Here is a 21,041-nt window from a genome sequence, read left to right as displayed (position 1 = left end):
CTCCGTAAGCGCCAAGGTTTCGTCTCGGAACAGGCTCCTTCGAGTCGTAACCTCGTCCCCGCCACACACCTTTCAAGGAATGCGCAGAAATGTCTACCGACAGAAGAGAAACGCAGCCCCCAGGATCATGGGATCATTCGACCAACGTCGGTTTTTTTGACTACTACTCTCAGCAAAGCCTTTCGCCTGCGACCATAGAACGTTTCACCCGGGTACGTGACCAGGCCTTGGCGCTCCTCGCTACCACGGCTGGCCGCACGAGCAGACTGGAGGTATTGGACATCGGCTGTGGTGCTGGTACTCAGTGCCGCCTCTGGGCGCAACTGGGACACCATGTCCATGGTCTGGATGTCAACGCGTCACTGATCGAAGTGGCCAGGCAACGAGGGCGCGAGGAACAGTTCGAAATCGAGTTCAATATTGGATCAGCGACAGATCTGCCCTATGCCAACGAATCAATGGATGTCGCCCTGGTACCAGAACTTCTGGAACATGTCTGCGACTGGCAAAGTTGCCTCAATGAGGCGGTACGTGTGCTGAAACCCGGCGGCCTGCTGTATCTCAGCACCACCAACTGCCTGTGCCCGGTTCAGGAGGAGTTCGACTTGCCAATGTACAGTTGGTACCCCGGCTTCGTGAAGCGCAGGTTCGAGCACCTTGCGGTAACTACCAGACCGGAGATCGCCAACGATGCCAAGTACCCCGCGGTGAATTGGTTCAGCGTCTATTCTCTCTCCGCCTATCTGAAACCACGCGGCTTTCGCTGCCTGGATCGTTTCGATCTGATTGATACCGATCAGATGGGGACGCTGCAGAGGCTGACCGTCAACATGGCGCGGATGATTCCGCCGCTGCGCTTTGCCGGACAAGTGTTAACTCCCTGGACAGTGTTGTTCGCGATCAAAGAACGGTGAACTGGAGCGACAGACCAGTGGGGGCCCGCACCAGTCTCGGCCCCTCCAGTCGTCGGACCGGTATTTCCGGACGTATTTCTCCTTCCCGAGTCGGCAAAGTCAGCAACCGTTTTCGAACTCCAGCAAATCAACAGCAATGCATGAGACCATGAAAGTCTATCTGACCTTCGATATCGAGATCTGGTGCAACAACTGGGAAGAACTGGACGTCCGCTTTCCTCACAGTTTCCACCGTTATGTCTATGGCCACTCGCAAAGCGGTGACTATGCGCTGCCCAAAACTCTCGAGATTCTTGATCGCAATGCGCTCAAGGGGGTTTTTTTCGTGGAGCCACTGTTTGCCGGACGCTTCGGAATCGAGCACCTGGCCGTCATCGTTGACATGATTCGTGCCGGGAATCACGATATCCAGTTGCACTTGCATCCGGAATGGACCGATGAAATCCGTCCCTTGCTCTTTCCTGGAGCGAATCGGAAGCGCCAACATCTTTCCTACTACACCCTGGAGGAACAGTGCACCCTGCTGGCCTACGGCCGCAATCTTCTGGCCGCTGCCGGACATGACCAGGTGACTGCCTTCCGGGCTGGGAGCTTTGCCTGTAACACCGACACCTACCGCGCTCTCCGGCAATGTGGGATCACTCTGGACAGCAGCCTCAACGCGGTGCATCCGGATTGTGGAATTGACCTTAGGAACACCCTGGATTTCTATCGGCCACAGGTATTCGAGGGAGTGCGCATCCTGCCTTTGACGATTTTTCGCGACGGCTTCGGTAAACCGAGGCCAGCCCAGCTCGGTGCCTGCAGCTTCCCTGAAATGCGCAATGCCCTGGAATCCGCGGCCGACAATGGAACCAGGCACTTCGTCATCCTTTCCCACAATTTCGAAATGCTGCGGCAGGGGCGCAGTGAGCCCGACGGTATCGTGGTCAGGCGTTTCGAAGCGCTTTGCGCGTTCCTGGCGGCACACCGGGACAAATTTGAAGTCAGTACGCTATCTCCTGCCCCAACGATCGATACCCAACTGCGGCAGGATTATCCATTTTGTCCATCCTATCCATATCCGGGAAAGGCGAGCCTTTCCTCGACATTCCTGCGTCACGGAGAGCAATTGGCACGAAGAATTTTCGGTTAGAAGAACTGGCCCATGATCCCTCGAGCCATGATCGCTTCCATCGATGACAGGACAGATCTTCATTCAGCAGTTGGACTAACAGCACATAGGAATCCCACGAATGTTCAGGTACACGAAACCGAGGAAATATCTGTCTCGAATCGCCGCGCGACATCTGGCACTCGCTCTGGCGCTGATGAGCACGGCGACCACCACCCTGGCAGAAAAGCCTCAGAACGTCACAGTGGAGGAAATGCGCCTGATTCCGGCTTACTGCCCCCATACCCAGAGCTGGGTGTATGGGAGCCCCGAGAGCAAAAGCTGGGAAGCTCGGATGGGCAAGTCGTTCTCGCACATGCACCATTATTGTTGGGGGCAGATCAACCTGCTGCGCGCCCTGAGCAGCGGTACCCCGGAAGCCACCAGAAAATCCATGCTCTCCAACGTACGCGCGGATTACCAATACGTTCTCCGTAACTCCACGCGCGATTTCATCCTGCTTCCGGAAATCCTCACTCGAACCGGCGAGGTGGAACTGCGCCTGTCCCTTTTCAAAGAGGCCAACAATTCATTTGCCCAGGCCCGAGCCCTGCGGCCTGAATACTGGCCGGCTTATTCACACTGGGCCGAGTTTCTGATAAAGGCTGGAAAGAAAGCTGAAGCAAAGCAGTTGGTGAAATCAGGCCTGGAATATAGTCCGGGTTCAAGGGTGCTGCGTGAGCAATATCGCCTGCTTGGTGGAAATCCATCCGAGATCGTGCCGATTGTCCAGAAACCTGCTCCGGAAAGCGCCGGCGAGACCGCTGCGCCAGAGCTCGCGGAACAGGCGACAGCCACCCGGGATGACGGCGAAGACCCCCCTGTCTCGGGTCCGGAGCAGCAGAAATGACTCTGACAACCGCAATACCCCAAATGGCCGACCACAGAAAGTTACTCATGATCGCCTACCACTTCCCGCCATTCCAGGCCAGTAGTGGCATACAGAGGACATTGAAGTTCTCTGCGTACCTTCGCGAGTACGGCTGGGAACCACTGGTTCTTACAGTCTCTCCCAGGGCCTACGACGCGACCAGTCCTCATCAACTCAAGGAGATCCCGGAGGATGCCATTGTTCGACGTGCTTTCGGGCTGGACACCTCTCGCCATTTCTCGATCGGAGGCAGGTATTTTCGCTGGATGGCGCAGCCCGATCGCTGGGTCAGCTGGTGGCCTGGGGCCGTCTGGACCGGTATGCGAATGATTCGCCGTTACCGCCCTGCAGCCATATTTTCCACGTCCCCCATTGTCACGGCTCACCTGATCGGGCTCAGCCTGTGCAAGCGAAGCAGGCTACCATGGATCGCAGACTTTCGCGATTCGATGACCGAGACGGGCTACCCGCGCGACCCGAGAACATGGAAAATTCATCGCAAGATCGAACATGAAACGGTTCATCACTGCTCAAAGGCGGTGTTCACCACCGAGCCGACGCGACAGATGTATGCCGAACGCTACCCCGAGATTCCGGCATCGCGCTGGGCAGTCATCGAAAACGGCTTCGACGAAGACAACTTCCGCAGTGCCGAGTCCGGTTTCACAAACACTCCCCTGGGACGGCCTGGGCAGATCACGCTCCTTCACAGCGGCATCCTTTACCCCACGGAAAGAGACCCGCGCCCTTTCTTCGCTGCATTGGCAATGCTGAAACATTCGGGAGACATTGATGGCTCGAAGCTTCAGGTTGTCCTTCGGGCAACCGGCAACGACGAATTGTACAAGCCGATGATCGCCGAACTGGGCATTGACGACATCGTCAGGCTGGCGCCAGTGGTCAGTTATCATGAGGCACTTCAGGAAATGCTGCGAGCCGATGGGCTATTGTTGTTCCAAGGCGCATGCTGCAACCATCAGATCCCGGCAAAGATTTACGAATACTACCGCTCCGGACGACCGATTCTCGGGCTCGTTGGTCCCGAGGGCATTTCCGCAAGTATGCTGTCGGAGGCCAGGGTGAACCATATTGCCAATATTGCCGACGCAGAAAACATCGCTGGTACACTTCGGTTATTCGTCAAGAAGCTGTCCGAGGGAGTCGATTCGGGCGTTTCCAGGGAGTTCGCCATGAGACACTCGCGCAAGGCAAGAACGAAGGAGCTTGCGGCGCTTCTGGATGGACTGGCAAGAACCTGAGCTACTGTGTATTCCATACCAAACTGGACAACTGGATGCCCAGGAGGCTGGTCAGACCCATCCGGGCAAGAAGCTATCGGACCCCGGCACGACAGCCCGTTTCTACCAAGCGGTCGCTGCGGCGCATCTGGCACACATCATCAAGGTCGATCTCTCCTCCGAGGTGTTCACCGACGCGATCGATGAACGTGCGCTGAAGCGCGCACGGCTGATGGACGGGAAGTGGATCCTCGTTTCCAATGTGCCGGATTGTCCCCCGTCCGAGATCGTGACGCGCTACCAAGCGCTGGCCGACATCGAACGAGGATTCCGAATTCTGAAGTCGGAGATCGAAATCGCGCCGGTCTTCCCTCGCCTTCCGGACCGAATCCAGGCGCATGCCTTGATCTGCTTCCTGGCACTGCTCTATCGGGTGCTGCGCCTGCGTCTGACGGATCTTCCTCCAGCCAGCAAGCGCAATTATGCTTTAAGTATCTGTTTTTGTTAAACAAATAGCCGATGCCGCGAAAGCGGCGCCTGCCTACGCGGCGAGCTTGTCGGCTTTGGCCTTGAGCGGGAAGGACAGACCGATGGCGCTGAGGATTTTGGCCTGTTGATCGTCCGGGCGTGGCAGATGCGTGTGACGCTGACCGTTGCGGTCGGTGGTGTAGAGATAGGTCAATCGTCCGAGGGCCACCAGGGCGTCGTCCGGAGTGATGGCGGCGGGGTCGTCTTCGGTGCTGCCGAAGGTCCGGTGCAGATCGGCTTCAAATCGCCGCGTGATCTTCAACGCGAGCATCGCCACGAAGACATGCGCCTTGGTACGCTCGGCCTTGCGCAGGAAGATCGGGCGAATTTCCAGGAAGGTGGTTTTCACGATACGGAAGTTGCGCTCGACTTTTTGCAGATCGCGATAACGCGCATCGACCGTCTTCGCGTCCATCAAGGCCAGCGGCACATCGGTTTCCAGCAGATAGCAGCCGTCGAGCAGGGCGTCTTGCGCCTTGGCCTCCTTGTCGAGGGTACAGACCAGGACGCATTCTTTCAGCGTCAGGGTGACAAACGCGCTGAGCTTGTGGCTCTTGGCCCAGCGCTGCAAGGCGGCCAGGCCTGCCGCCGCGCTGGCGCGCCTGGAGCTCTGGACGAAGGCATTACGTTCGGCGACCTGCGCTTGCAACTGCGCCCACTTGTCCTCTCGCCGCCGCCCCTCACCCGCACGGTTTCGTTGCGGCGCACGATCAGGCGCTTGTCGTCGTGCTCCACCTCGCACAGAGGCGTATCGAAGAGATCCGTCTGCAGCACGCCCTCCTGGAAGAAGGTGCGTATCTGGGCGTCCGTCAAGGATTTGCGGCTTGCCTCGCTTGCCGTCGCGGTGGTAGCCGTATTGCCCCAGTTCGTTGCATTCCCCTTCGAAATAGCTTGAGGTCACGTCGTACAGCACCAGCACGGGCGGTTGGCCCTGCGCCTTGACGTAGGCCCGGTACAGTTCTCGCTCGATGCGCTCCTGCTGGCTCGCCAGCCAGTCCAGCGCGGCATAGAGGTCATCCTCATCAAAGCCCTCCACCCCCAACGAATAAGGTTAGATCGTGCGAGCGAAGCGAAGCCACGATCAGAACCGTTTGTTGGACAAGCCCGGTCAGGGAGGCGCGGGGCCAGCCCATAGAAAATATATTTTTTGAATATGACAAATAGAAATACTTGGCATAATAAACTGCCCTGCCGGGGACTTCACCGATGCCGTTGCGGCCGTTGGCGTCCCTTCTTGGCGGCAAAGCATTGATTATGCCAGAATTCGAGACAGACCGTTTCGTCGGCTTGCGAACATCACTCTCCCATCCCTCGTCGAGGACGGGGGAGGCGCTTACATGGCCAAAGGTCTCCCTAATTGACGGTGAACGCTGCAGCGGCCTTCGTACTTGGCTGCTTCCCAGGCAAGATCGTTCCCGCGTTGATCAAGAAGAGGTTCCTCGCAATCAAGGCCAGATGATACCTCTCGGGCCAGCCCATCGACTTCGGCCGTATATCCTCCGCGTAGCAGCTTTGTCCAACACATCGGCCACCGTGTGCTGTTTCAACCAGCGCACGACTTATTATTTCTTACAATTAATCAATGGCTTACCTCAATGGATCCGGGAAGGTGCGTCTGAACATGCCGCCAAGTCGCTGAACCTGACGCTCGCTTCGCTCGCGCAGGTTAGCGACACCATTGGGCGCCCGCTTTCCAAGACCTCGATTGTCCGCATCGGGTCGAAAGTGAGCATTCAACAGGTAGGAAAGCGGACATCAAAAAACGCCCTGGTCTACACTAACGTGACGGTCCGCAATAGCCGTTGCCGTGCAAAACGAGATCAACGCCCCTTTTGATAGGTACCGACCAACTGCGCTTCCACAACGATATGCCCCTTCATAGCCTGCTCCAGGGTTTTCTTGGTCGGTTTTTTCAAGTCGGGCAGCACAACGTCAAGGGCGTAAAGCTTGTGGAAGTAACGGTGCCGACCGATGGGAGGACAGGGGCCACCGTAGCCAGTGCGCTGCCAGTCGTTCAGTCCATCCAGCGTGCCTGCGGGTAACGACTGAACGGCCTCGGGTAGCCCGATGCTGGTAACAGGCAGGTTGTACAGCACCCAATGAACCCAGGTCATGCGCGGCGCGGCGGGATCTGGCGCATCAGGATCGTCCACAATCAATGCTAGACTCTTTGCACCAGCAGGAATGCCAGTCCATGCCAATGGTGGAGAAATATCCTTGCCCTCGCAGGTGTACAGCTTTGGGATTGACCCGTTGTGTTCGAACGTACTTGAAGTGATGGTCATGTCCACGATCTTATCTCCAGCTTGAGTGGTTGCCGCCAAGGCAGCCGACGCGACAAATTGAGCCAAAACGGATGTCAGCAAAAAGATAGTCAATTTCAGCAGGCTACACATTGTGATACCTCACCGAAAGCCAACTCTGTTGAAGTGGCTGAAAGGGTTCTTCCTTCCCCGAGCCAAGTTACCTCCAGAAGTCCAGCGAGCCAAGGAAGTCATTGCGGCCATAGACGCAGGAGGTATGCCATTAAATCCTGCAACAATCAACACGATCGCACGGAACCTGGGGCTGGAGGTGCCAAGAACAGCTTTGGTCAACGACACGATCCAGCGCATTCGAATGGCTGTTCAACGGAGCCAATGGTAGGGTCTTGATGTGCCAAGGTAAAGAGTTGAGTCGCTGTTGGCCATTTCCGCGCATCACCGCCTGCCGGATCTGGCGGGCCAGGTGCAGGCTGGTGGCCTTCGATACCTCGTGCTGACCATGGAAGAGGTCCGGCGAATGATGCGCATCCAGGTCCATCTCGACCTGCCGATGCAACGCCGTGGCCTCGTCGCTGGTGCCTTGGATCACGGCGACGTTCAACCCGACCAGGGCCGCCTGGAGCACCTGCGTCCAGGTCGCCGCCTTGCGATCCGCCGCGTACTGTTCCAGAAGAAGAAAGCCCGACACCGGCTCCAGCGCTACCAGACAGATCTGCGGATGGAAGGTCTCATCCTCACACACCGTGAGATCCCGGTGGGGCATGCCCCGCGCCAGCGCCGCGCGCTGCTCATGTGCGACAGCGACCAGCGCCTCCTCCCGGGCTGCATTGAGGCCCTGGTGGGTGCCGTAGCTGGCACCGACGAATGCCGACAGCCCGCTCAACTCAAGAAATTGGCACACCACCCGAACTCCGGCACCACCCTGCAGGGTAATGCTGAAGTGCGCCGCCAACACCAGTTGATGCAGCCACCGCACGCCCTCAGCGGTCTCCACCCACGCCGCCAAGGCCGCCGGGGCTGCGCCGACCGCAACCGGCTGGCACCACTCCTGCAAGGTACTGCGTGCCAGGCCGAGGTCGGCGGCTACCTGCCGTTGCGGCTGTCCCGCCGCCAAGCGCGCGCTGGCCGCCCCAAGCTGTTCCGCCCGCTCCAGGCGCGAGCGGCGCCTCACGACCCACCCACCATCGACGGCCATACAGTGCGGTCAGAAAGGTCTTGCTTGCTCCTGAAGTGATGTCGCAGGCGATCCGTGAGGTGGTGGTGCTCGATCCTACTTCTACTTTGCCACATTGCTAAAATGGTTGAAATACAGGCTATTGAACCACATATCTAATGCTCTACGACATAAGGAGTATGACAATGAAAACTCCAAATTTATTTATTTGGGATCAGGCGTGCGGTGGCCGGTTGCTGCGAGAATCTGAGCAGCCATTTTCAGTCGTTCCGAGAGTGTTTCCGCAGTAAAACGCGAAGCACGGCCGAGCCAGCGGAACCGTACTTGCGGGGCCTTTTTCAAAGCCCTCGTGCGAACCTGGAACAGATGAGCGAGACGGTGGCGGAGAGCGAGTATCACCGCCTTCACCACCTGTTGAGCGATGCCGCGTGGGACTTTGAGAAGGTGCGTCGGGAGACGGCGCGACAAGCGGACGAGTGGATCGGTGGGCCAGAGGCAGGACGGTTGCTCGATGAGTCTGGGTTCGAAAAGAAGGGTGACCATTCAGCGGGCGTGGCCAGGCAGTACAACGGTCGCTTGGGCAAGGTCGAAAACTCACAGGTTGGGGTGTATGCCGCCTTGGCGCGAGGGCCGCAGGCGGCGATCATCGACTTCGAGTGGTTCCTGCCAAAGGACTGGGTCGAGGATGCCAAGCGTTGCCAGGAAGCCGGGATTCCGGAATCGGCACGGGTCTTTCGGAGTAAGCCGCAGATGGCCGCCGAGAGGGTCAAGCGGGCACGAGCTGCTGGGGTGCGTTTTGGCTTCCTCGGTGCCGACGGCCTCTATGGCCACGCGACCTGGCTGCTGTTTGAGTGGGACGACGCAGGCGAGCTCTTCGCCACCGAGGTGCACAGCGACCAGCAGTTTTACTTTGCTGATCCGGGAAAGGCGTGGGTACCGGCCTGGGAAGCCCGCGAATGGGCCGCGCGCCTGATGTGTATTCCACGCAAACTGGACACTCATTCCACGCCAAACTGGACACTGATTCCACGGCAAACTGGACAGTCGGAGCGTAGCGACGCGGGGTGAATGGGTGGTACTCCAAGACGCTTACTCGGGTCAAGTTTCTAGCTCACCCGAATAAATGTGTTTGGGCTTTTTTGTCGCCTGTCGGTGGAGGCCGGGTTCGTTACGGCGTAACGATTTCCGGACCCAATCGACGCTGTTTCTCGTAGTAGTCGGCGCTGCCATCGGGAAGCCTCGACGCCTGCGTTGCGGCGTCGCTATCGGCCTGACGAAGAAGCCTCTCCAGGAACTCCTGTTGTGTTACGCCGTAACAGAATGCCAGACGTTCGAGTGCGCGTTTGGTGTGGAAATGAAGAACGATATTCAGCCGATCGCCGTGTCCGTTTTCATCTTTCAGATGACGTTCCCGGTATTCCAACTGTCGTTGCGCGTTGGTCTTGGCCATTCTTACCTCCTGATGAGCGTTACGCAGTAACGCACGGTTTGCGCGCTGGCACGCAGGAAATCCCTGAAACCGAGGCGCGGGCGGTGGAATGCCTGGCGCCCGGGAGGGGCAAAGCGCAGAGTGATCCACGGGCGCCCGCCAGACGGCGCTCCTTCTATAGCTGGACGGCTGGCGGGCGGCGGTGGATCACTCGTCAGTCTGGCGCGGCGGTTCATTCGGGTTTGCCGTTCTTGCGCAGCGATTCGCCATCGAGATCCAGGACAGGCGCCTGATGCACCAGGCGGTCGAGGATCGCATCGGCGAGCGTCGGGTCACCGATTGCGGCATGCCAGTGTTGGCTACCCACTTAAGCCGGGACAGTGATGTTGCCGTATTCAGAGGAAGGAGGCGGTAGAAACTGGTTGCTGTATCCCTGTATCCTTCCGACCATGACAAAAAAACGCCACCACTCAAGCCATACGGGCGGCCAGCCGCGCGATTGTTGCTGGGATCGCTGCCAAGCAAAGCCTGCGCGCATTGGGGAAGGTGGTTGGCCACACGAAAAGCAGCGTCCACCGACACCTGAAGGCACAGTTTCGCAGGAACCGGCCCCCTGAATCGGGATTGTGGGAAACCGAGGCTGGAGTTGCCTGGCAGAGATTGCTGGTGTTTGCCGTGCTGTACTCGTTCGGGTTGCGGCCCCATGTGGGGGCGGATGCCTGATCGGATTTTTTCAGGCTGATCCGCATGGATACCCACGTGGGCGTATCTCCCGGAGCTTTGCGGACGCAACTCCGTCAGATGGAAGAGCTATTGCCCGCCTTCCCGCAGATCTGCGAAGCCTCTGCCCCTGCGCCGACACAAAAAGCTGTATTGGCGGCGGATGAGACTTTCTTTGGGGAGATGCTGATCCTGATCTTGATGGATTTGTCCTCCGGCTATCTGCTGCTGGAAACTCTACAGGACAACCGCAGCTTTGATACGTGGTTTGCTCAAGCGGCCCCCCGGTTGGAAGCGCGGGGGATTCAGGTGGGCCATGCGATCAGTGATCGGGCCAAGGCGCTGATCAAACTGGCGGTCGTAGGCTTTGAGTGTGCTTCGGGCGCGGATACGTTTCATGAACAATATGGCCTCAGCCGGTGGTTGTCTCCGGCTTTTGGTCGGCGCAACAGGGCATCTTGGACCCCCGTTCTGCCCTGCGGAAGTTTCGCGCCCAGATGGATGGCTTATCCAGCCACATCCGTTTTTGGTGGCTTTGGGTAGCGGAAATCCTGACCCAATGGGCAGTGGACCCAGCCACCCAGCAGTGGCTGACGGACCCCCTGTTACCCGTGCTGTATTGGCATCATCAGATGGACAAGACCCCAAACCAAGTTCACCGGAAACGTTACCGGCAGACATGGCAGAAGGCAGTGCAGGCCTGGGAAGCCAACCCATTCCACGTCGCGTTGTCCGATCGTGAGCTGCAACGCTGGCTTACTTGGGGAGAATGGATGGTGCGCCAATTCCATCGTAGTTCATCCGCCGTTGAGGGGCGCAATGGTTGCCTTTCCCAGATGTACCATAACGGGCGTGGGTGGACGGAAAGGCGTCTGAAGGCTTTGACGGTCATCCACCACTATGGGTTGAGACGCCATGACGGAACTACGGCGGCCGCACGCTTGTTTGGTACATCGTTCCCTGATCTTTTCGACTGGCTGGTCAGCCAGATGGGGGAACTTCCCATGCCTCGGAAAGCCCGCCAACGGGTCGTGCGTAACCCATTGAAATTGCAATCTGTCCCGGCTTAAGTGGGTAGCCCCAGTGTTTGACCGGCAATTGACTGGTGATGATTGTCGAGCGGGTCCCATGGCGATCATCGAAGATCTCCAGGAGGTCGCGGCGGCTCTCGTCGGTCAGCGGCGCCAGCGCCCACTCGTCGATGACCAGGACCTCGGTCTTGGCGAGCTGCGCCAAGGACTTGAGGTAACTGCCATCGCCGCGGCCGATGGCCAGGGTCGGCAGGAGTCGGGTCAAACGCACATAGAGCACCGAATGACCCTGCCGGCACGCCTGATTGGCCAGCGCGCAGGCGAGAAAGGTCTTGCCGATGCCCGTCGGGCCGCAGAGCAGGACGTTCTGGTGCTCGCCCACCCAGCGGCCGGTCATCAAGCGAGCGAACAGCGCCCGATCGAGGCCGCGCGGATGCCGATAGTCGACATCCTCTGGTGTGGCCGCCTGTTTGAGCCGGGCCCGCTTCAGACGGGCGGCGTTCTGCCGCGACTCACGTTCGGCGGCCTCGCTGTCGACGAGCAAGCCGAGGCGCTCGTCGAACGATAACTGGCCGATGTCCGGGGTTTGCGCCTGGCTGGCCAAGGCACGGGCCATGCCGGAGAGGCGCAGTTGGTGGAGTTTCTCGACGGTGGGATGGTTGAGCATGGCAAGTCGCTTTCAGTGGTAGTAATCGGGGCCACGCAGATTGGCGTGTTCGAGGGGCAAACAGGTCTGGGCCGGGGTACTGACGACGCGCTTCTGGTCCAGACCGTTCTTCAGGATCGATTTCAGGCTGCTGTAGGACGTGGCGCCGATGGCGATGGCCCGTTCGCAGGCCGCTTCCAGGCGGTCGTCCCCGTAGGCCTTGCCGAAGCGCAGGATGCCCAGGCACGCCCGGTAACCCTGCTGCGGATGTCGGCGCTGATGCAGGACGCTCTGCACGACGGCAGCGGTATGCGGCCCGATCCGCGTCGCCCAGTCGAGCAGGCGTGGCGCATTCCAGCCGAGGACCGCCTGGTGGCCCGGGGTCATGTGCGCATCGACGGTGGTGTGCCGACCGCGGGCGTCGTTCCGGGCATGGCTGGCGATGCGGGCGCCGCGCTGAAACACTCGACGGTCGTCGCCGTCAGCCGACTATCGACCTTCTCCCGGGCAAAGCGGTAGGGCACCGAGTAGTAGTGGCCAACGACCTCGACGTGATAGTCGATGCCGACCCGGACCACCTTCCATTCGGCAAACTCGTAACGCGTGAGCGGTAACGGCCGCAAGGCGGGCCGGTCCATTTCGGCGAAGGCCGACTGACGGCAGCCCGGTAACTTCTTGAACGGACGGGTATTGAGCGCCGCCATCAGCTCGGCCAGGCAGCGGTTCAGTTCATCCAGGCTGAAAAACTGTTGATGCCGCAGGCGGGCCAGGACCCAGCGTTCGACCAGAAGCACGGCCGCCTCGACCTTGGCTTTGTCCTTCGGGCGATACGGTCGGGCGGGGAGGACCGCCGTGCCGTAATGGGTGGCCAGATCGCGGTACGTCGGGTTGAGTTCGGGGTCGTAGAAGCAGGCGGTGGTGACCCCGCTCTTGAGGTTGTCTGGGACCAGCAGAGCCGTACAACCATGAAGGTGCTCGAAGGTGCGCACATGGCTGCCAATCCAGTCCGGCAGGCTCTGGCTCCAGGTGGCCTCGCAGTAGGTGTAGCTCGAGGCGCCCAGCACGGCGAGGAAGATCGCTGCCTGGCGAATTTCGCCGGTCATCGCGTCGGTGATTGGCACCGTCGGGCCGGCGTAGTCGATGAACAGTTTCTCGCCCGGGGTGTGCGTCTGGCGCAGGCTGACCGAGAGCCGGACGACCCACCGCCGATAGTGGGCGCAGAAGCCGCTGTAGTGGTAGCCCGACGGATGCTCGGCTTTGTATTCCTGCCAGAGCAGGTCGAGCGTCACCCCCTTGCGCCGCAGTTCGCGGTGAACACCCGGCCAATCGGGTTCGGGACGACTCTGGCTCGAGGGCGCCACCGGCGGGTAGAGCTGCGCCTCCAGCCACAGCTCGCTCACTCCTGCCGGCAGCGGCCAAGTCACGCCGACGAGCTTCGCTCGGCGGAGGATCTCGCCGACCGTCGTCGGCGAGCTTTTGACCACTCGAGCGATCTCGCGATGGCTGAGGCCACCCTCGTGGGACAGCCGTAAAACGTCAACAATCTTGCGCATGGATAACCTGGTATTCGCCATGTGGGCCTCGGCAAATTGACCGAGGATGCCACGGTTATCCCGCGCGCTACGCTAGGACAAATGACTGTCCAGTTTGCCGTGGAATCGGTGTCCAGTTTGCCGTGGAATACGCAAGAATCTTGAGAAAGATCTCCCTGTCCATTTTTGGATTGGCAGAGGCGGGCATCAACATGTCAATGATGGAAGCACGAACGAGGATGAGCGGCTTGCGCCCCCACCATCACGCAAGTCACCATAAGCCCACATGGCTGTCATATCAAAAGGGAGAACTTCGAGTGGGGCCAGAAACATTTCCAGCGCTTGGCGATTGCGCACCGAAGCGCTTTTGGCTACAGCAAAGGCAAGTTCCGCAGCCACCACACTCGACAGCCCGATGTCACCCAGTCGGTATTGATGAAAACGCGCCAGCACTTCAGGCGGTTTGGTGTTGATGATGTAAATGCAGATATTGGTGTCGAGCAAAATCATGCGGTAATCTCGGCCCGAATTTGCGTCGCTGGCTGCTCCCGTGTCATGAGAAATCCTGGCTCGAAGGACGAGAGCGCTGTTTCCAGCGTTTGCCAGGGGTCATCCACCGGTAGCAAGAGAACACCATTGCCAAAATGCTGCACAACCACCTCGGTGCCGGCAAACCGGTATTCCTTGGGTAGCCGAACGGCCTGGCTGCGGCCCGATCGAAAAAGGCGTGCGGTATCCATGTGAAACCCCGAAAAAAAGTAATGACCAATGATAGCTACTTATTGTCAAAGTGTCAGCCGAAGATCGAGGAACGGATCAGCGAGTCATCAAGAAATTCAGAGGGAAAGTGAGAGCTGCGAATACCCCAGAATCTCGCGGCGGGCCTTGGGCGAAAGCCCCTCACCTTTGACGAACGGGTTGTCGGTAATGGCGGCGCGTAGCGCCTTGCGCCAGCCGAGACCCTTCTGCATGGCCTGGCCGGTGGTGGCGACGGTCATGGTGTAGAGCCACCAGCGCTCTTCGGAGGCCAGCGATTCCCAGTTGTGCAGGGCGTTCGGGATGTCGTCGGGCGAGGCGTCTTCCACCGCCCAGCAGAGGATACAGAGTTCCTTGCCGAGCGACGGATGCACCGGCACCGGTTTGCCAGGGTTCTTCTGAAACCTGACTGCTGGCAGGCCGTTGGCGCGCAGGCGGCGGTTGGCTTCTTCCCAGAAGGCTGGGGCGAGTGCCAGCCAGCGCTTGCGGTCGATGACCACACGCAGCGACGGGTGGGGGACGGCGCATCCGCCGCGCGCGCTCCCAGATGGTCGAGGTCATTGCCGCGATGCTCGGTGATGCAGATGAGTTCGCTGGTGCCGCTGCCCTTCGGAATGTCGATCAGGAAGCCATGGCGGGCTTCGTCCGGTAGAAAGCCGAGACCGACGACTTTGCGTGCGGGTGATGTGGAAACGCCTGCCATCGCTTATGGCTCACTTTGCCAACGTTGAATGGCTGATTGGTGGCCAAGAGCCAGTCGAGCAGTGCCTGCCCGGTGGGAAATGAGAGCGAGCCCGTCGTCATGCGTAGGCTGCCGTCTTGGACGATCTCCTCAAGCTTCTCGGCGACGGCTACCCACTTAAGCCCATACCCTTACGCACAACTCATTCATCATGAACAGATCGCATGAACTCGACTCCGCGGACGAAGTCGCGGAGTCGTGCGAAGCCCAGCCAGAGGGTCTTGACGCCGGGTTCGCCGTCGCACTTGCGGCCAAGGAAGCCGCCGAGCATGGCGATCTGCCGGATCATCTCGCGGAGGTTGGGCGGGGTGCTGGGCGGCTCTTTCTCTGCCAGGAGATACGCGCCCTTCCATTCCTCCTCGCTGAACCACTCGCAGGCGGACAAGTCTGGATGAGTACGCCCGAGTCGCACGAGGTGTGCCAGGCGCCACGCCACCACCATGTAAACCGCCAAGGCCAGTTCGATCTTGTCGATATGCCCCAGTTGCAGGGCTTCCACCCGACAGCCATTTTTGAGGACATTGAAAAATATTTCGATATACCATCACGGATGCCGCTATAAATTTGGCGGGAACGACCACCGCACCGAAATTGAGTCGAGCCGCCCTCTTGGGGTTGGCACAATGGCTGGAGAGGCGAACTCGCCCTGAAATCTCGACTCGAAATACTGTGGGGACTGATGATGCCTGCGGATTGGCGCCGCGTGATCCGTCTGCTGAGCCCCCTGGCGCTACGCCAGTAGCCTTCAGTCCGCGGCACGGAAGCCCAAGGTGATGAACAGCAAGAGCGCCCCGTGGCCGTTGCTGAGCGAGAAGGTCCGGAACGATCATCGGGACCGTCTCGCGGTGGTGTACGTTCGCCAGTCCACCTTGCAGCAACTGGTTCGACATCAGGAGTCGACTCGTTTGCAGTACGGACTGGTAGAGCGGGCAGTGGAACTGGGCTGGCCGCGCTCTCGAGTCGAAGTGATCGACGATGATCAGGGTAAATCGGGGGCCACCGCGGAAGGCCGGGTGGGCTTTCAGCGGCTGGTGAGCGAGGTCAGCCTCAACCATGTCGGCATCGTGCTGGGCCTCGAGATGTCCCGCCTGGCGCGCTCATGCCGGGACTGGTATCAACTGCTGGAAGTCTGCGGACTGTTCGGGACCTTGATTGGCGATCTGGATGGCATTTATGATCCGACCGATTACAACGACCGACTGCTACTGGGTTTGAAGGGGACGATGTCGGAAGCGGAGTTGCACGTGTTGAAGCAGCGCCTGCTGGCCGGCAAGCGCGCCAAGGCCACCCGGGGTGAACTCGGAATGCAGGTGCCGATCGGCTATGTGCGCCGGCCGTCGGGTGAAGTAATCAAGGATCCCGATGAGCAGGCGCAGACGGTGATCGGGCTGATCTTCGATCAATTCGAGCGTTGCGGCACGCTCAACGGGATGCTCCAGTATCTGGTCCGCCACCAGATCCAGCTTCCCTGTCGCGTGCGTACCGGGGTGAATCGAGGCGAGCTGGAATGGCATGCGCCGAACCGGGTGACGCTCTCGAATCTGCTGCACAACCCGCTTTACGCCGGCGCCTACGCCTATGGTCGTCGGCCAACGGATATCCGGCGCAAGCAACCCGGACGGCCGGCGACGGGCCGACGGGTGGCGCCACGGGAGCAATGGGCCGTCCTGCTCAAGGATCACCTGCCGGCCTACATCAGCTGGGAACAATACGAGCGCCACCTGCGTCAGCTGGAAGCCAATGGCATCAAAGCTCAGGGCGCCATCCGGCATGGCCCGTCGCTCCTCTCGGGGCTGCTCGTGTGTGGGCGATGCGGACATCGCATGATGACCCGGTATAACAGCAGTGGCACCGGGCTGCGCTACGCCTGCGATACGATGGCGGCCAGCTACGGCCAGGCCCTTTGCCAATCGCTGGCTGGCCAGGCGCTCGATGACTTCATCACCGAGCAGGTCCTGGCAGCCCTGCAACCGGCCGCGCTGGAGATCAGCCTGCAGGCGCTCGAAGATCTCGAAAGCGAGCGCGAACCATTGCACCGGTATTGGCAGCAGCGCCTCGAACGAGCCCATTACCAGGCCGAGCGGGCATACCGGCAGTTCAATGCAGTCGAACCCGAGAACCGTTTGGTGGCCCGCACCCTGGAGCAGCAGTGGGAAGCCGCACTGACCGTCGAAGGCGAATTGCAGGCCGAGTATGCGCGCTTTGCCGCCGAACAACCGGCCACGCTCAGCGCGGCCGAACGTGAGGCCATCCGCCGACTCGCCTGCGACATTCCCGCCCTGTGGCACGCGCCCACGACGATGGCTACCGATCGGCAGGCCATCATTCGGCAACTCGTGACGCGGGTAGTGGTCACCGTCCAGGGCGAGAGCGAACGGGTCGATGTTCAGGTGCATTGGATCGGCGGCCACGACACACAGGCGACCCTCACCCGGCCGGTGGCCCGTCTCGACCAACTGAGCTATTACCCGCAGTTGATGGCGCGCGTGGCCGAGTTGCACGCCCAAGGTGAAAATGCCGCCGCCATTGCCCGTCGGCTGAACGCCGAAGATTGGCGCCCGGCCAAGCGCTGCGACACCTTCAACGCGCCCATGGTGCTCACGTTGCTGTTGCGCCAGGGTCTGCGCAGCCGCCAGTCCGCTTACGCGGGCATGATCGAAGAGGCACAGGAAGAACTGACGCTGAATGAACTTGCCCGTCGTCTGAATGTCCCTCAGCCAACGCTGTATAGCTGGCTGCGCCGAGGTCTACTGCACGGCCGGCAGGTGATCCATGCCGACCATCCACTCTGGCTCATTCAGGCCGACGAAGCAGAACTGGCCAGGCTGAGCGCGCTGCGGGCAAGTGCGAAGTCATAACGAACTTCACTCTTATGGAGGTTGTATGTCTGGTAAATGTCAATTTCCCAGCGCGCGCGATACCAGTCGATCAGTTCCGCGACCGCTTCGAGGCGGTCGGCCTCTCGATTGGTCAGCAAGCGCCATTCAATGGGTTTGACGCCTTTGGGTGCCCCGATCTCTTGGGCAATCACGCAGGTCACGCTGAACAGACCGCCCTGGCCATCCGACAACTCGACGCGGCGGGCAAAGAGTTTCTGGCGCACGGGACGGGCGGCTTCCTTGCCCCGCGCGGGCAGGAGGAATTCGATCTCGCCCAGCGCTTCGCCCGAGCGGACTTTCGCCCACCGTTTGCCGCCCTCGGGAAGGCAGCGATTGTGTTTGGAACGGACCATCCAGTCGGCAGGCGTTTCCAGGGCATGGGCTCGTTGCATCATCCCGAGAATGTCGGCTTCCCGATCGGCGATATAGACCAGGCGGGTGCCAGGCATCCTGGCCGCGGCTTCAGCCACCCGCTCGTAGCCTTCTATCCAGCGGATGCTCTCCAGGATTCCTGGACGGCTTCCGTCTGCCTCCTTGAATTCCCGTGCCCACATCCAGCAATCCATCATGCCCAACGGCTCCCGGTCGACAGTGATGGCATAGGTGGGATGCAGGAACATGCCGCGCTGAGCCTCAAAACTGAGTGGCCCCAGTCCCTCGATGCGCTGACCGTTGAAGTCGAGTTCGGTCGTGTCTTGCAGGCACAAGACCACCCGATGCTGGCGCATGCGGGCAATGGTGCATTCCAGGTGCGGCGTCAGGATGTCCTCCCACCCGAGGCCCTGCTTCTTCTCGCTGGCCTGATCGAAAAAGCGATAGGCCGCCTGGGTCTCCACCCAGCCCGCACAGGCGCCCGGAATGCTGGCCGTGGGTCTCTCGGCAAAAGCGCTCGCTATCTTGATCAGTCGATTGGTCAGGCGACCATCTCCGAGTTTCGCTCCACCGAATTCTTTCGCCGCCCAGTCGTCCATGCCCATCGCTCCGCTCAAAGGGTGCACACCATACAGCATCTCCGCCAGATAGTGGCTCGCGGGGATAAAAACGGCTGTCCAATCATGGATTCAGGGCAGGCACGAAGCCGGCCAAAAATGCTCAATGAGTTGTGCGTAAGGGTATGCCTTGAATCCCGGAGCGAACAGCGCGTTCATGACTCTGTTCTGAACCCCAAGGGAGATGCACCGTGACCGACGTCCTGGCCCGGGTGGTGGCCTTGAAGACCACCCCGATTTCTGAATTGAAGCAGCTGTGGCGCGATCTGTTCGACACGGAACCGCCGGCCTACAACCGACGCTTCCTGGAGAATCGTCTGGCTTACCGCCTGCAGGAACTGGCCCATGGCGGACTGAAAACCAGCACCGAGAAGCGCCTCGAACAGTTGGGTGAACAGCTCGATGGCGGCAAGGCGCGGATCCGTAGCCGGCGGGTCGATGACCGCCCGGTGACCGGGACCACGCTGATCCGGGAGTGGCAGGGCACGGCCTACGAGGTGATCGTCCAGACGGGGCATTTTGAATTTCAGGGCCAGCGCTATCAGTCGCTGTCGGCAATTGCCAAGGCGATTACTGGCACAACCTGGAATGGCTGGGCGTTCTTTGGCCTGCGCGCCAGGAGGCCATCATGAACGCGATGACCCGAAAACTGCGCTGTGCGATCTACACCCGGAAATCCACCGAGGAAGAGCTGGAGCAGAACTACAACTCGTTCGATGCGCAGCGCGATGCCTGTGAAGCGTACATCACCTCGCAGAAGTCGGAAGGCTGGGTGGCGCTACCGGAGACCTACAACAACGGCGGCTTTCGAGCGGTACATCGCGCTCGGGTCGGTGACCACCCTGTGCCGGGAACTGCGCGCCGAAGGGGTAACGACGAAGTCCTGGACGACGCTCAAGGACAAGTCCCGTGCCGGCAAGCTGATCGACAAGGGCTATTTGTACAAGCTCTTCCAGAATCCGGTCTTCATCGGGATCGCCGCGTACAAGGGCCAGCACTTCGCCGGTGAGCATGAGGCGATTCTGGATCGGGTGGTGTGGGAACAGGTGCAGGCAATGCTGGGGCGTGGGGAGCCGGAACAACGTGCTCGGCAGAACCGTCAAGGCGTGGCACCGGCACTGTTGAAGGGACTGATTTTTGCTGATGACGGCTGGGCGATGACTCCTGCGTATACCCAAAAGGGTGCCAAATTCTATCGCTACTACGTCAATACGGCATCGATGAAGATTGGCAAGGAGGCGTGCTCGGTGTCTCGTGTGCCAGCCGGCGAGATCGAGGCGGCGGTGATTGCGCAGGTCAGGAAGGTGCTGCAGGCGCCCGAAATGATGTCGCAGGCCATTCGCGAAGTGGTGGCGCTCGATCCCGCAGCAGACGCGCAGGATGTCATCACGACGCTGCAGTCGATCGAGCCGGTGTGGGATGAACTCTTCCCCGCCGAGCAGGCGCGGATCATTCAGTTGCTGGTGGATCGGGTGACGGTCAGCCCGACGGGTTTGAGGATCGACATGAAGATGGCCGGCATGAAGGATCTGATCCAGTCGGTGATGCCTGCGAGAAAGGTGGCGTGATGGACGGCGATGTCATTTCTGTTGATCTCCCCATGATCTTCAAGCTGCGGGGTGGGCGCAAGGTGATCCTATTGCCGGATGGCACGCAGGGCAATCCGGCGCCGATGGCCACGATCGACAACACGATGATCAAGGCGATCGCTAGGGCGTTTCGGTGGCAGAAGCTGCTGGAGAATGGGACCTACGGGTGCCTGGAGGAGATCGCGAGGGCGGTACAGCGGACGCGCCACCGGTTGGAGCGGACGCTTTCGACGCGGCAGATAAATGGTATTCGCTGGGCATTGAATAGGAGCCGTCAGATGCCTCCCCTTTCAAGAAAGCTAGATGACCTCAACCGTAAAGGTCTGCAACTCAAGGAAGAGGCACTTCGATGCGCCATTGAGGCAGAGCTATCTGGTGCGAAACCGAATCTCCAACGGCTTGACCACCTGCGCGAAGAACTCGACTACGTGACTCTGCGGTTATACAGAAACCGCAAAAAAGTAATTTTGGATCCCGACCCGTTGCAGACCGTCACACCATCGCGAGAGAAAAGGCCGCTATCAAAGTGCAATAGCCGTAGCCGTTTACTGACGACTGACTAGCGGCAAGGTATGCTTGCTAGTGA

At 59.9% G+C, this 21,041-nt stretch carries 18 protein-coding genes and 7 pseudogenes; 12 read left to right on the top strand and 13 right to left on the bottom strand.

What is annotated here, in order from left to right; translation table 11 throughout:
* Window positions 1-89 precede the first annotated feature (89 nt).
* The 5 genes and pseudogenes from V5B59_RS22390 to V5B59_RS22370 form a co-directional block, all read left to right on the top strand.
* On the top strand, window positions 90-914 hold the full coding sequence (locus tag V5B59_RS22390; protein ID WP_332352337.1) for a class I SAM-dependent methyltransferase: 825 nt from the start codon (window positions 90-92) through the stop codon (window positions 912-914).
* Window positions 915-1,050: 136 nt separating this feature from the next.
* A complete protein-coding gene (locus tag V5B59_RS22385; RefSeq protein WP_332352336.1) occupies window positions 1,051-2,049 on the top strand; it encodes a polysaccharide deacetylase family protein in 999 nt (332 codons plus the stop codon).
* A gap of 175 nt (window positions 2,050-2,224) precedes the next feature.
* Window positions 2,225-2,917, top strand: coding sequence for a tetratricopeptide repeat protein (locus tag V5B59_RS22380; RefSeq protein ID WP_169071299.1), 693 nt, complete (start codon window positions 2,225-2,227; stop codon window positions 2,915-2,917).
* Window positions 2,914-4,197 carry a glycosyltransferase gene (locus V5B59_RS22375; RefSeq protein WP_308240163.1) on the top strand — a complete coding sequence of 428 codons (1,284 nt, stop codon included), beginning with the start codon at window positions 2,914-2,916 and terminating at the stop codon, window positions 4,195-4,197. The genes V5B59_RS22380 and V5B59_RS22375 overlap by 4 nt, the downstream gene beginning before the upstream one ends.
* 25 nt (window positions 4,198-4,222) lie before the next feature.
* Window positions 4,223-4,627: pseudogene (locus tag V5B59_RS22370) on the top strand (IS1634 family transposase); the annotation flags it as partial.
* A gap of 90 nt (window positions 4,628-4,717) precedes the next feature.
* On the opposite strand, the pseudogene V5B59_RS22365 reads toward V5B59_RS22370, so the two are convergent.
* The 3 genes and pseudogenes from V5B59_RS22365 to V5B59_RS22355 form a co-directional block, all read right to left on the bottom strand.
* Window positions 4,718-5,746, bottom strand: a pseudogene (locus V5B59_RS22365) (IS1634 family transposase); the annotation flags it as partial.
* A gap of 778 nt (window positions 5,747-6,524) precedes the next feature.
* A complete protein-coding gene (locus V5B59_RS22360) occupies window positions 6,525-6,995 on the bottom strand; it encodes a YbhB/YbcL family Raf kinase inhibitor-like protein (RefSeq protein WP_332352482.1) in 471 nt (156 codons plus the stop codon).
* 235 nt (window positions 6,996-7,230) lie between these two features.
* Window positions 7,231-8,163 (bottom strand): hypothetical protein, encoded by a 933-nt coding sequence (locus tag V5B59_RS22355; RefSeq protein WP_332352334.1) that lies wholly within the window; start codon window positions 8,161-8,163, stop codon window positions 7,231-7,233.
* 204 nt (window positions 8,164-8,367) lie between these two features.
* Here V5B59_RS22355 and V5B59_RS22350 point away from each other — a divergent pair.
* Window positions 8,368-9,114 (top strand): annotated as a pseudogene (locus V5B59_RS22350) (IS701 family transposase); the annotation flags it as partial.
* Window positions 9,115-9,310: 196 nt separating this feature from the next.
* Here V5B59_RS22350 and V5B59_RS22345 read toward each other — a convergent pair.
* Both V5B59_RS22345 and V5B59_RS22340 read right to left on the bottom strand, forming a co-directional pair.
* The gene (locus tag V5B59_RS22345) at window positions 9,311-9,592 is read right to left on the bottom strand and encodes a hypothetical protein (RefSeq protein ID WP_169071141.1); all 282 of its coding nucleotides are present in this window, start codon (window positions 9,590-9,592) and stop codon (window positions 9,311-9,313) included.
* Between the two features lie 211 nt (window positions 9,593-9,803).
* Window positions 9,804-9,926 (bottom strand): annotated as a pseudogene (locus V5B59_RS22340) (ATP-binding protein); the annotation flags it as partial.
* 392 nt (window positions 9,927-10,318) lie between these two features.
* On the opposite strand from V5B59_RS22340, the gene V5B59_RS22335 reads away from it, so the two are divergent.
* Window positions 10,319-10,834 carry a hypothetical protein gene (locus V5B59_RS22335; RefSeq protein ID WP_332351643.1) on the top strand — a complete coding sequence of 172 codons (516 nt, stop codon included), beginning with the start codon at window positions 10,319-10,321 and terminating at the stop codon, window positions 10,832-10,834.
* Window positions 10,789-11,361, top strand: coding sequence for a DUF6399 domain-containing protein (locus tag V5B59_RS22330; RefSeq protein WP_332351642.1), 573 nt, complete (start codon window positions 10,789-10,791; stop codon window positions 11,359-11,361). Before V5B59_RS22335 ends, V5B59_RS22330 begins: the two co-directional genes overlap by 46 nt.
* Here V5B59_RS22330 and istB read toward each other — a convergent pair.
* The 7 genes and pseudogenes from istB to V5B59_RS22300 form a co-directional block, all read right to left on the bottom strand.
* Window positions 11,273-11,989 (bottom strand): IS21-like element helper ATPase IstB, encoded by a 717-nt coding sequence (istB, locus tag V5B59_RS22325; RefSeq protein ID WP_332352332.1) that lies wholly within the window; start codon window positions 11,987-11,989, stop codon window positions 11,273-11,275. The genes V5B59_RS22330 and istB overlap by 89 nt on opposite strands.
* A 12-nt stretch (window positions 11,990-12,001) precedes the next feature.
* Window positions 12,002-13,542, bottom strand: a pseudogene (gene istA / locus V5B59_RS22320) (IS21 family transposase).
* 112 nt (window positions 13,543-13,654) lie between these two features.
* Window positions 13,655-13,762, bottom strand: a pseudogene (locus tag V5B59_RS26410) (DUF1156 domain-containing protein); the annotation flags it as partial.
* 2 nt (window positions 13,763-13,764) lie between these two features.
* Window positions 13,765-14,010: pseudogene (locus tag V5B59_RS22315) on the bottom strand (type II toxin-antitoxin system VapC family toxin); the annotation flags it as partial.
* A complete protein-coding gene (locus V5B59_RS22310) occupies window positions 14,007-14,240 on the bottom strand; it encodes an antitoxin (protein ID WP_034913918.1) in 234 nt (77 codons plus the stop codon). The gene V5B59_RS22310 and the pseudogene V5B59_RS22315, both read right to left, overlap by 4 nt.
* A gap of 96 nt (window positions 14,241-14,336) precedes the next feature.
* Window positions 14,337-14,756, bottom strand: a complete 420-nt coding sequence (locus tag V5B59_RS22305; protein ID WP_288129096.1) for a DUF3780 domain-containing protein — start codon at window positions 14,754-14,756, stop codon at window positions 14,337-14,339.
* A gap of 384 nt (window positions 14,757-15,140) precedes the next feature.
* Complete coding sequence (locus V5B59_RS22300; protein WP_408612958.1) at window positions 15,141-15,497, bottom strand: IS4 family transposase; 357 nt, start codon at window positions 15,495-15,497, stop codon at window positions 15,141-15,143.
* A 274-nt stretch (window positions 15,498-15,771) separates the two neighbouring features.
* On the opposite strand from V5B59_RS22300, the gene V5B59_RS22295 reads away from it, so the two are divergent.
* Entirely contained in the window at window positions 15,772-17,856 is a 2,085-nt protein-coding gene (locus V5B59_RS22295; protein WP_332352330.1) for a recombinase family protein, read from the top strand.
* Here V5B59_RS22295 and V5B59_RS22290 read toward each other — a convergent pair.
* On the bottom strand, window positions 17,796-18,848 hold the full coding sequence (locus tag V5B59_RS22290; protein WP_408612957.1) for an IS4 family transposase: 1,053 nt from the start codon (window positions 18,846-18,848) through the stop codon (window positions 17,796-17,798). The two genes, V5B59_RS22295 and V5B59_RS22290, sit on opposite strands and share 61 nt — an antisense overlap.
* A gap of 209 nt (window positions 18,849-19,057) precedes the next feature.
* Here V5B59_RS22290 and V5B59_RS22285 point away from each other — a divergent pair, with 209 nt between their 5' ends.
* The 3 genes from V5B59_RS22285 (at window position 19,058) to V5B59_RS22275 (ending at window position 21,018) form a co-directional block, all read left to right on the top strand.
* On the top strand, window positions 19,058-19,498 hold the full coding sequence (locus V5B59_RS22285) for a DUF2924 domain-containing protein (RefSeq protein ID WP_034913920.1): 441 nt from the start codon (window positions 19,058-19,060) through the stop codon (window positions 19,496-19,498).
* Window positions 19,499-19,699: 201 nt separating this feature from the next.
* A complete protein-coding gene (locus V5B59_RS22280; protein WP_034913923.1) occupies window positions 19,700-20,434 on the top strand; it encodes a recombinase zinc beta ribbon domain-containing protein in 735 nt (244 codons plus the stop codon).
* A complete protein-coding gene (locus V5B59_RS22275) occupies window positions 20,434-21,018 on the top strand; it encodes a hypothetical protein (protein ID WP_332352329.1) in 585 nt (194 codons plus the stop codon). Before V5B59_RS22280 ends, V5B59_RS22275 begins: the two co-directional genes overlap by 1 nt.
* Window positions 21,019-21,041: the final 23 nt, after the last annotated feature.

This window comes from Candidatus Accumulibacter contiguus, from assembly GCF_036625285.1.
GTDB classification, from domain to species: Bacteria; Pseudomonadota; Gammaproteobacteria; order Burkholderiales; family Rhodocyclaceae; genus Accumulibacter; species Accumulibacter contiguus.
The sequence above is the reverse complement of the archived record's forward strand: the minus strand, read 5'-3'. Positions and strand labels throughout refer to the sequence as shown.